This is a genomic window from Rhodopirellula europaea 6C (genome assembly GCF_000338295.1).
GTDB classification, from domain to species: Bacteria; Planctomycetota; Planctomycetia; order Pirellulales; family Pirellulaceae; genus Rhodopirellula; species Rhodopirellula europaea.
On record NZ_ANMO01000130.1, the window covers coordinates 43409 to 53496 of the forward strand.

At 55.9% G+C, this 10088-nt stretch carries 5 protein-coding genes and 1 pseudogene; 5 read left to right on the forward strand and 1 reads right to left on the reverse strand.

The window, feature by feature from the left end; translation table 11 throughout:
* Window positions 1–3 precede the first annotated feature (3 nt).
* The 4 genes from RE6C_RS14680 to RE6C_RS14695 all read left to right on the forward strand — a co-directional run bounded on the left by RE6C_RS14680 (window position 4) and on the right by RE6C_RS14695 (window position 8040).
* Window positions 4–954 carry an alpha-E domain-containing protein gene (locus RE6C_RS14680; RefSeq protein ID WP_037252367.1) on the forward strand — a complete coding sequence of 317 codons (951 nt, stop codon included), beginning with the start codon at window positions 4–6 and terminating at the stop codon, window positions 952–954.
* Entirely contained in the window at window positions 951–4298 is a 3348-nt protein-coding gene (locus RE6C_RS14685; RefSeq protein ID WP_008657726.1) for a transglutaminase family protein, read from the forward strand. Before RE6C_RS14680 ends, RE6C_RS14685 begins: the two co-directional genes overlap by 4 nt.
* 158 nt (window positions 4299–4456) lie before the next feature.
* Window positions 4457–7114, forward strand: coding sequence for a circularly permuted type 2 ATP-grasp protein (locus tag RE6C_RS14690; RefSeq protein WP_008657727.1), 2658 nt, complete (start codon window positions 4457–4459; stop codon window positions 7112–7114).
* A 5-nt stretch (window positions 7115–7119) separates the two neighbouring features.
* A complete protein-coding gene (locus RE6C_RS14695) occupies window positions 7120–8040 on the forward strand; it encodes a transglutaminase family protein (RefSeq protein WP_039962114.1) in 921 nt (306 codons plus the stop codon).
* A gap of 759 nt (window positions 8041–8799) precedes the next feature.
* On the opposite strand, the gene RE6C_RS14700 is transcribed toward RE6C_RS14695, so the two are convergent.
* Window positions 8800–9177 carry a hypothetical protein gene (locus RE6C_RS14700; RefSeq protein ID WP_008657729.1) on the reverse strand — a complete coding sequence of 126 codons (378 nt, stop codon included), beginning with the start codon at window positions 9175–9177 and terminating at the stop codon, window positions 8800–8802.
* Between the two features lie 150 nt (window positions 9178–9327).
* Between RE6C_RS14700 and RE6C_RS33715 the strand changes: the two are divergent.
* Window positions 9328–9517: pseudogene (locus RE6C_RS33715) on the forward strand (IS91 family transposase); the annotation flags it as partial.
* Window positions 9518–10088: the final 571 nt, after the last annotated feature.

The following is a 10088-nucleotide window of genomic DNA, read 5'->3' on the forward strand; positions in this document are numbered from 1 at the left end:
GATATGCTTTCACGCGTTGCTGAATCCGTTTACTGGATGAGTCGCCAAGTGGAGCGTGCTGAGAATATCGCACGCTTCTTGGAGGTCACTCTGAACTTGATCTTGGATCAACCTGAGAACTTGGTTGATCCTTGGAGTCCGTTGGTGCAGGTCACCGCTGATGAGGAGTGGTTCGAAGAGAAATATGGCAAGCCTGACAGTCGCAACGTCGTTCAGTTCCTCGCGTTCGACGATGAGTATCCCAACAGCATGGTTTCCTGCTTGCGAGCGGCTCGCGAAAATGCTCGGGGCGTTCGTGAGACCTTGTCTTCGGAAGCGTTTGAACAACTCAACCAGTTTTATCACTTCGTTGGTGACGCTTCGCCCGCGGCGGCGATGGATCCGACCAGCCAGTTTTTTGATGACGTTCGAAAGCAAACGCTGCTTTGGAGCGGTGTGTTTGCCAGCACCATGGCCCAGGACAGTGGATGGCACTTCGCGAACTTAGGCCGCATGCTTGAGCGAGCCGACAAGACGTCTCGAATTTTGGATGTGAAGTACTTCAATCTGCTGCCGAACTTGGCAGACGTTGGCACGGCGGTCGACGATTTGCAGTGGTCAGCATTGTTGCTGGCGATCAGCGGGTTCGAAGCCTATCGTCGCGATCACCATCAAATTGAAATTGAAAAGGTCGTTGATTTCTTTCTCTTCAATCGCAGCTTTCCAAGATCGATTCACCACTGCATCGCATCAGCGAACTGGTCGCTCGGAGAAATCGAGCAGGCTTCCTCCAGCAATATGAATCGTACGGCGGGCCCCATTCTCGACGAACTGCAACATCGTTTAGCTCACACTCAAGTCGAAGAAGCGCTAGCGGGCGGCATGCACCAATTTGTTGATTCGGTTCAATCCGAAATCAATCGAATTGGTGAAGCTCTTGGACAAGACTATTTTCAAATTTCGGTGAATTCATGACGATCCGCGTCGCGCTACATCACAAGACGTCGTACAAATACGAACGACCGATCATGGTCGGTGCTCAACAAGTCCGATTGCGTCCGGCCTATCATGGTCGAACACCAATTGTGTCGTACAACTTGGCGATCTCCCCCGAAGACCATTTTTGCAACTGGCAACAGGATCCCTTTGCCAATCCGGTTGCGCGGTTGGTTTTTGAAAAGCCAACAGACCACTTCACCGTTTGCGTGGATTTGGTGGCGGATATGACCGTCATCAACCCGTTTGAGTTTTTCGTTGACGATTCGGCTCAGGAATGGCCATTCGAATACGACGATCAAGTCAAACGGCAACTGGCCAGCTATTTGGCGCCGGTGGAGACGACGCCCAAGTTCGAAAAATGGATCGAAACGCTGCCGAAGAAGTCGGAGCGAATCATCGATTTCTTGGTCGACGTCAATCGAGCGGCCCAATCGAAGATCGATTACAAAATCCGTTTGGAACCAGGTGTCCAAACACCCGAAGAAACGCTGACTCTGTGCAGCGGTTCGTGCCGTGACTCAGCTTGGTTGTTGGTCAACGCGTTTCGTCACATGGGGATGGCATCCCGTTTTGTGTCCGGGTATTTGATTCAGTTGACCGCTGATCAAGAATCCTTGGACGGACCCAATGGACCGGCGGAGGACTTCTGCGATTTGCACGCCTGGACCGAGGTCTATCTGCCAGGTGCCGGATGGGTTGGGTTGGATCCGACCAGTGGCTTGATGGCCGGCGAAGGTCACATCCCGTTGGCTTGCACGCCGACATTCACTGACGCGGCACCGATCATCGGTGGGCATGAACCGTGCGAAGTGGAATTTGAACACGAGATGACGGTCACTCGGGTCCATGAAGATCCACGCGTGACCAAACCGTACGCGGAATCCACTTGGCAAGAAATCTTGCAGGCCGGCCGAACGATTGATGAACAGTTGGAATCAGCTGATGTTCGGTTGACGATGGGTGGCGAACCGACCTTCGTTTCGATCGACAACATGGATGATCCGCAATGGAACACCGATGCGGTTGGTGAAGAGAAACGAGTGCTCAGCAATGTTTTGCTGACTCGTCTGCGGGATCGTTGGGCACCGGGAAGTTTGCTGCACTACGGTCAAGGCAAATGGTATCCCGGCGAGTCGCTTCCTCGATGGGCGTTGACTTGTTTGTGGCGGCGCGATGGGCAACCGATTTGGCAGGACGATCAATGGATCGCCGATGAGGGGAAAGACTACGGTCACACTCACAGCGACGCGGAACGTTTTGTGAAAACGCTGGCGCGCGAGCTGAATGTCAGTGCCCGGATGACGTTCCCGGTTCACGAAGACGTCTTTCACTACTTGTGGCGAGAGAACCGTTTGCCGATCGATGTGGACCCGGAGGATCCGAAGCTGGAGGATCCCAATGAACGTGCGATGATGATGCGAACGTTCAACGCTGGGCTTGGGTCGCCCGTTGGATATGTGCTTCCGGTTCGCCGAGCATGGTGGCAGGCTCGCCCGGGTTGGATCAGCGGCCGATGGCCTGTTCGAAGCGAACGTGTGTATTTGATTCCCGGTGATTCGCCGATCGGTTTGCGATTGCCTCTGGATCGTTTGCCCGTTGCTTCCGCATCCGAGGCCCCGTTCTATACCACGCCGATGGATCCGACGGCTCCGCACGGACCGTTGCCACCGCCCGAGATGCCTCGGGGGAATGAACAAGACCCGCGAGGCAATCGACGCGTTGATTCGCCCGACGAGTCACGAGAACGGATTCACCCTCAAGTCTTGGATGAAGAAGACGACGACAATCTGCCGACCAGCGAAGACGTGGTGCAAACGGCGCTTTGCGTGGAGTGTCGGTACGGACGATTGTATGTCTTCATGCCGCCGACTCAGCGGATCGAGGACTACTTGGATTTGGTCACCGCCGTTGAGCAAACCTGTGCTTCGACCAAATTGCCGGTCATCATCGAAGGCTATCTGCCGCCCGCTGACGATCGAATCGAGTTGTTCAAGGTTACTCCTGACCCAGGTGTGATCGAAGTCAACACGCAGCCGACCGCATCGTGGGACGATTTGGTTGAATTGACTGAATCGCTGTATCACGAAGCTCGCAAATCACGGCTGGGAACCGAGAAGTTTGACTTGGACGGTTACCACACCGGGACCGGTGGAGGAAACCACATCGTATTGGGTGGACGATCGACGAACGAAAGCCCGTTCTTGCGACGGCCCGATTTGTTGGCCAGCTTCATTCGGTTTTGGAACAATCACCCGTCGCTGTCTTACATGTTCAGCAGTCGGTTCATTGGCCCGACCAGTCAAGCACCTCGAATGGATGAGGCGCGACAAGACGCGGCGTATGAAATGGACATCGCGCTGAGTCAGTTGCCTCCGACCGAAACGGATGTTCCGCCGTGGTTGGTGGACCGATTGTTCCGTGACCTGATGGTCGATTTGACGGGCAACACTCACCGTGCCGAAATCTGCGTCGACAAGCTGTACTCGCCTGACAGTTCAACCGGACGTTTGGGCTTGGTCGAGCTGCGTGGCTTTGAAATGCCACCGCACGAACAAATGAGTCTGGCTCAGTTGTTGTTGATTCGCTCGTGCGTGGCCGCGTTTTGGCAGCAACCTTACGATCGTCCGATTCAACATTGGGGCACACGTCTTCACGATCAGTTTTTGCTGCCCCACTTTGCTTGGCAGGACCTCACGCAATTGGTCGGCGAACTTAACGCCAAGGGGTCACCGATATCCGCGGATTGGTTCGCGGTGCATCATGAGTTTCGGTTCCCATTGATTGGCGAAATGGTCCTCGATGGAATGCGAGTGGAACTTCGCAGTGCCATTGAACCGTGGTACGTGATGGGTGAAGAACCGGGGTCGAGCGGAACGACTCGATTCGTTGATTCATCACTGGAACGATTGCAGGTGTTGGTGGAAGGTTTGGAACCGGATCGCCACGCGTTGATCGTGGCGGGACGTGAGGTTCCGTTGCATGCCACCGGTGTTGCCGGTCAGTACGTGGCGGGAATCCGCTATCGAGCCTGGCAACCGCCTCGCTGCTTGCATCCAACCATCGGTGTTCACACGCCGTTGCAATTCGATTTGGTGAATCGTGCGGCTCGCCGTTCGATCGGGGGCTGCACTTACCACACCGTGCACCCGGGTGGGCTCAGTCACGAACGGTTCCCCGTCAATCCGAAGGAAGCAGAGTCGCGACGTGCATCGCGATTCCGTGAATTCACGCTGTCGGGAGGCGAAATCGTGATGCCTGGACTGCCATCGCGAACCGGGTACGAACCCTTCCCTGTCACGATGGATTTGCGGCGCAGCTAGAAATCCACGATTGCCTCTCCCACGTAGGGGGTGGCCGAGGCGGCTGAGATGCATTTGCTCGCCCGGTCATTCGTCGAATCCTTGGGCTCGGTTACAATGGCGCTTCAATGCTACACCGCGACGAAGAAGTTTGACCCAGATGGTATTTCCTCGGGTCGATGCTGTTGCCAACTCAGATCGAATCAAAGGTGAACGTGCCGACTCCCACCGCGACAGCTCATTCCAACGATTTGCCATCGGGATCGCCGCCTGGGCTCTCATTGGCAGACTATGCCTCGATGGCGGAACGCTTTGACGAATGCCGTTTACCCGATGGTGCATTGCGTCCATGTTGGAAGAGCATTGCCAATGAGGTCACGAGTCTCGGCAAGTCAGGGCTGAACGACCGTGAATCGCAGATTGAACAATTGATTCGTGAGAACGGATCGACGTTTCAGATCGACACCGGTGAAGGCACGCAGACTCGCCCTTGGCAATTGGCGACCGTGCCGATTGCCATCGCGGAGCAAGACTGGAATCGGTTGGCCACCGGGTTGGCTCAACGGACCCGTGTTCTGGAAGCCATCCTGGCTGATTTGCTTGGACCCCAACGGCTGATTCGTGAACGCGTTTTGCCGCCTGAGTTGTTGTGGGACAACCCTCGATTCCTTCGCGTTTATCACAACCTTCCGGTGTCCGCTGGTCATCGGTTGCATCTGGTCGGTTTCGATGTCGCGCGTGCCAGCGATGGTGCATGGTGGGTCACCGGTGATCGCACCCGAGCGCCGAGCGGATTGGGTTATCTGCTTGAGAACCGGATTGTTCATGGACGCATCTTTCCGCATCTCAGTCGCACCGCCAACGTGCGTCGGCTGGCATCATTCTTCGGATCAATGCGGCGCCATTTTCGAACGCTTGCTCCTCGTCAAAAAGACAATCCGCGAGTTGCTTTGCTGACTCCCGGCCACGGCAGCTATCGCGATTTCGAAGACGCTTACCTCGCTCGGTATTTGGGATACACCTTGGTCCAAGGCCGCGACTTGGCGGTTCGGGGCGAACGGCTGCATTTGAAAACATTAGGCGGATTGCTTCCGATCGAAGTGCTTTGGCGGCATGTCTCCGATCGAAAGTGCGATCCATTGGAATTGGATCCTCATTCAACCGAAGGCGTCACCGGATTGCTGCGGTGCAAACGTGGCGGTGAATTGGCGGTTGTGAATTCGATCGGAACCGCGATCGCCGAAATGCCTGCATTGATCCCATTCTTGCCGGCGGCGGCAAAGTTGTTGTTGGGTGAGACGTTGCAATTGCCCAGCGTGGCAACGTATTGGTGCGGAGCCGAAAAGGAACGCCAGTATGTTTTGGAACATCTCGATGAATTGGTTCTGCGAGATGCGTTCGCGGTCAGCGACACGCGTCCGGTGATGCCGGTTCGATGCACCGCCGAAGAGAAGGACGCTTTGGTGCGTCGCATCAAAGCCCAACCCAATCGATTTGTTGGGCAACATCGGTTGTCTCACAGCGTCACGCCGGTGTGGCATGGTGAGCGATTCGAACCTTGGCACGTTTCACTTCGGACGTTTGTGCTGCAAACCAAAAACAACATCGAAGTGTTGCCGGGTGCACTTGCGCGTGTCAGTCCGAAAGAAGATCTGCTAAGCAACTCGCCAACTCAGGGGCAATTGACGCAGGATTGTTGGATCGTCAGCGACAAACCAGTCGATCACGAAACCACGTTGCTTTCCAATGACGATCACACGATTGTTCTGCGACGCAGCGGAGCTGAATTGCCCAGCCGCGTTGCCGAGCATCTTTTTTGGTTGGGACGCTACGTCGAGCGTTGTGAGTCCATCGCCAGATTGCTGCGAACGACGTTGGCTCGGCTGGTGGGCGAAGATGAACTCAACGATTTGCCCGAGATGACGAGGTTGGTGGCTGCTTTGGCGGCCGTTGGACAACTCGAACCTGACTACGCGATTGAGGGCCTCGACGGGGCCATGCCTCAATTGGATAGCGTGTTGCCGTCCAGCGTCTTTGACACCGCCAATCCGCGAGCATTGCAAAACTCGGTTGCCAGCGCACTGCACAATGCGACGGCCGTTCGCGACCGAATCTCGCTGGATGCCTATCGAATTTTCCAAAGCATTCACGCGGATATCTCCGGCTCGCGAAGACCGACGACGGTCAACGTTTCGCGGGCGATGGAGCGGCTCAACCGTTTGATCACCCACTTGATGGCGTTTAGCGGATTGACCGCGGAGAGTCTGACAAGAACACACGGTTGGCGTTTCGTTTTGCTGGGACGCCGCTTGGAACGCGCTGATCAAACCGCTGAGTTGTTGCTTGCAACGATGGTTCGGCCAGTCGCCGATGAAGTTGGATTGTGCGAGAGCATTTTGGATGCGACCGACAGCTTGATGACCTATCGGTCGCGTTACCTTTCATTGGTTCGTCCCGCACCCGCGATTGACCTAATGGTCACGGATGAAACCAACCCGAGATCGCTGCGTTTTCAGCTCAACGACATTCAACAATTGCTCAGCGATCTACCGACGGAACCAGGGCGTGTCGCGTTGGGTGCGGACGAACGATTGGCTCGTGAACTTCAGCACCCATTGCTGATTGCGGACGTCGGGACTCTCACCGAAGTCAACGCATCGGGGAATCGGGTGGAACTGCAGCGGTTGCTGGAATTGGTTCAAGCGAAAATTCCTCAGCTGGCAAACGCAATCGCTGGTCGATACCTCATTCATACCGCACCCGAGCAGACTTTGACTGGCGATCGCGAACAATCGCTGGATGAATCCTTGATGCCTCCCGAAGCAACGCAAAGGTGAATTCAATGCCTCGGTCGGTCACTTACGACATCGTTCATGAGACGAAGTACACATACAGCGAACCCGTTGCGGTTTGTTTGAACCAGCTTCGCATGCGCCCGCAGACACGGTCACCGTCGGTGGTTTGCAACCAGTGCACCGTCACCATTGAACCGGTGCCAGCCAAAGTGGATACGCACCCGGACTACTTCGGTAACGTTGTCGACTCATTTGCGATTGAGTCACATCATGAATCGTTGGTTGTCAAAGTCGCCAGTCAGGTGCAGGTCAATGCGATCAATCCCTTTGAGTCGCCAAACATTCCGACGGTAGCAGAAGTGGTCCATGCAATCCGAACCGGACAGACCGAAGCTGATCTCTTCGCCAAGGAATATGTGTTCGCATCTCCTCGCATTCCCTTGGCGGGCCACTTCGCCGAATACGCCAAAACGATCGTGAACGAGGGCTCATCGATCTTGGACGCGGTGCTTCAGCTGACCAAACACATCCACGATGACTTCCGATACGATTCGACCGCCACGGACGTCAGCACGACAACCCAGTCCGCGTTTGAACTCAAAGCAGGGGTGTGTCAGGATTTCTCACACGTTCAAATCGCCTGCTTGCGCAGCCTTGGGTTGCCCGCCCGATATGTCAGCGGCTATCTGCGAACGTTGCCTCCGCCCGGAAAACCTCGTTTGATAGGCAACGACGAATCCCACGCTTGGATCAGCGTCTACGCGGGAGAAGCTCTGGGATGGATCGACTTTGACCCAACCAATGCTTGTCAGATCGGAGTCGATCATATCCCCGTCTGTGTTGGTCGGGACTATGACGACATCAGCCCCATGCGGGGCATCGTGCTGGGCGGCGGCCACACGACCCTTGCCGTCAAGGTGGACGTCGCACCGGTCGAACTGCCAACAGAGGTGGGACCACCTGCCTGAGGCACGTTGGACGCCTCTCGCCTCAACGCCTCTTTGCCCATTCGTTATTGGCACCCAGCAACGTCCACAAGGATCTTGTCCATTGCGTGAACACCGCTGCTGTGGGAACGATCAATTGATCGACACGCAAATCTGCCGTGCGTAGAGGTCGTGCAGTTTTTTTGATGCCGCTTTTCGGCAGATTGACACACGGCGTACCTCTCCCGAAACGCAGTTTGGGGACAGGTCGAGCGACGCCGTTCAGGCGTACGCGAGGGTGAGGGCCGAGCATGGGAAAAGGCCCGCACTACCCTCCCCGGAAATCTCGCTGAACGCTCGCATTCCGACACTCCCCAACTGCGTTCAGGAGGATGATTTCAACCTTGCGAGCACGGCACTTCAAAACTGCACGACCTCCGTATTGGAGACTATTGGGAAGACGAGCCGGCTTCACCGCGTTTCCACACTTTCGCCCCGGATGGGGCAATCATCCGTAGCTCGGGACGGAAGCCCCGAGACCGATGGCAGAACCCAGCAGGCCGCCCCGGACGGGGCCGTCGTGGTAACGGTTTGGGCGGTTCATCGTTCCGGGGCCTGACGACCCCGGCAATGGATGTGCCGGCCCTTCGGGCTTTATCGAGCCGAACGATGGTGCTCGGCACCATCCGACGATCCATCAGCAAGAATGCGTCCGAAGCTCTCCGGTGCAGCGATTTGGTTAAAAGAACTCCGTCCCCCTTTATCGTCCCCGGCAACTTGACCCCCAACACACGCCACAAGTCAACGCGTCAAACGGTCTTGAAATTCCAACAGGCTGTCTGTGAAACGCAGTGCATACTCAAACTTCTTGACGGACTCCAATTTCGAGATTCGCAAGTAGGCCGAATAGGCATCAAAATCGGCGCACTTCGAGAGCGAGTCCAGATCAACCTGTCCGGTCTCATTGTATCGATCAACGTAGTCGAGTAGTCGATCCCGATGAATCGATTCCCAGAATGCAATGAACTCAGGGTCCGATGTTCCACCGCTTTGATTTGACAAAACATTCACCCGATGACCGCCCCGGCTTTCTCGAGCCTCCATGTACTCAGGCATCCAAATCGCCAGGCATGCCAAGATGGTGACGGCGCCAACAAATCCAATCAATTGTTTCATCATTCTGCTCGCTTCGGGTCAAGTTTGTTCTGATCCTAAAACGATAGGTCGTGTTTTCGGCCGATTCCACCAAATGGGGGAATTTCGTGTCACCCATCCAGACACCGACGCAATGTCGTTACTCGAGGCGATGAGCGGCGATAGCGCGGAGAAGTCGAAGAGGTGAAGTGGCTCTCTGTGGGTCGGACCTTCCGGTTGGGTAGCGGCCATACACCGCAAGCTGAGCCGCTGACCGCTCCGATGAGGTGCTAACCCCAAGAGTGTGATCGAGGTCAGCTACATCTCGCTGTCCTCACAGGGCATCCGCCCTGAACACGGACCGATGTACTACGACATTGGGTAGCGCATGAATCAGGAAGGTGAAATGACGATCCAAATCGGATCGTCCTCGGGAGGGAGAACGGAAAAACGCTGGCAGGCACCATCCGACGATCCGGTAGCAAGAATGCTACTGCAGAGCTCCGGTGCAGACCAATGGTAGAACTAACTCCGTCCCCTTTTCGCAGCTGACGAGGCCGATCCGATTGAATCTTCGCGGAGGAATGGTGAAGCCTCCCTATACGACGGAGATCACCTCGTGCGTTTTGGAGGCTTTCTGAAAAGGGAGCCGGCTTCATCGGGTTTCCCTTTCGCCCCGGATGGGGCGATCGTCCGTAGCTCGGAGCGGAAGCCCCGAGGCCGATGGCAGAACCCAGCAGGTCGCCCCGGACGGGGCAGTCGTGGGGACTACCGAATTACTCCGGTGCACAAGTATGGTTAAACGACCTTCGTCCCCTTTGATTGCTCCGTCTAGGATCCGAGCACATGGCCAACCACCGAAGAGTCGCACTTGGAACGAACCAGAACCTTCACCGGAGGGCAGGAATCAGACGCAAAGTTCCAAGGAGAACAGGCGGGCCGTTCGGCGTTCATCA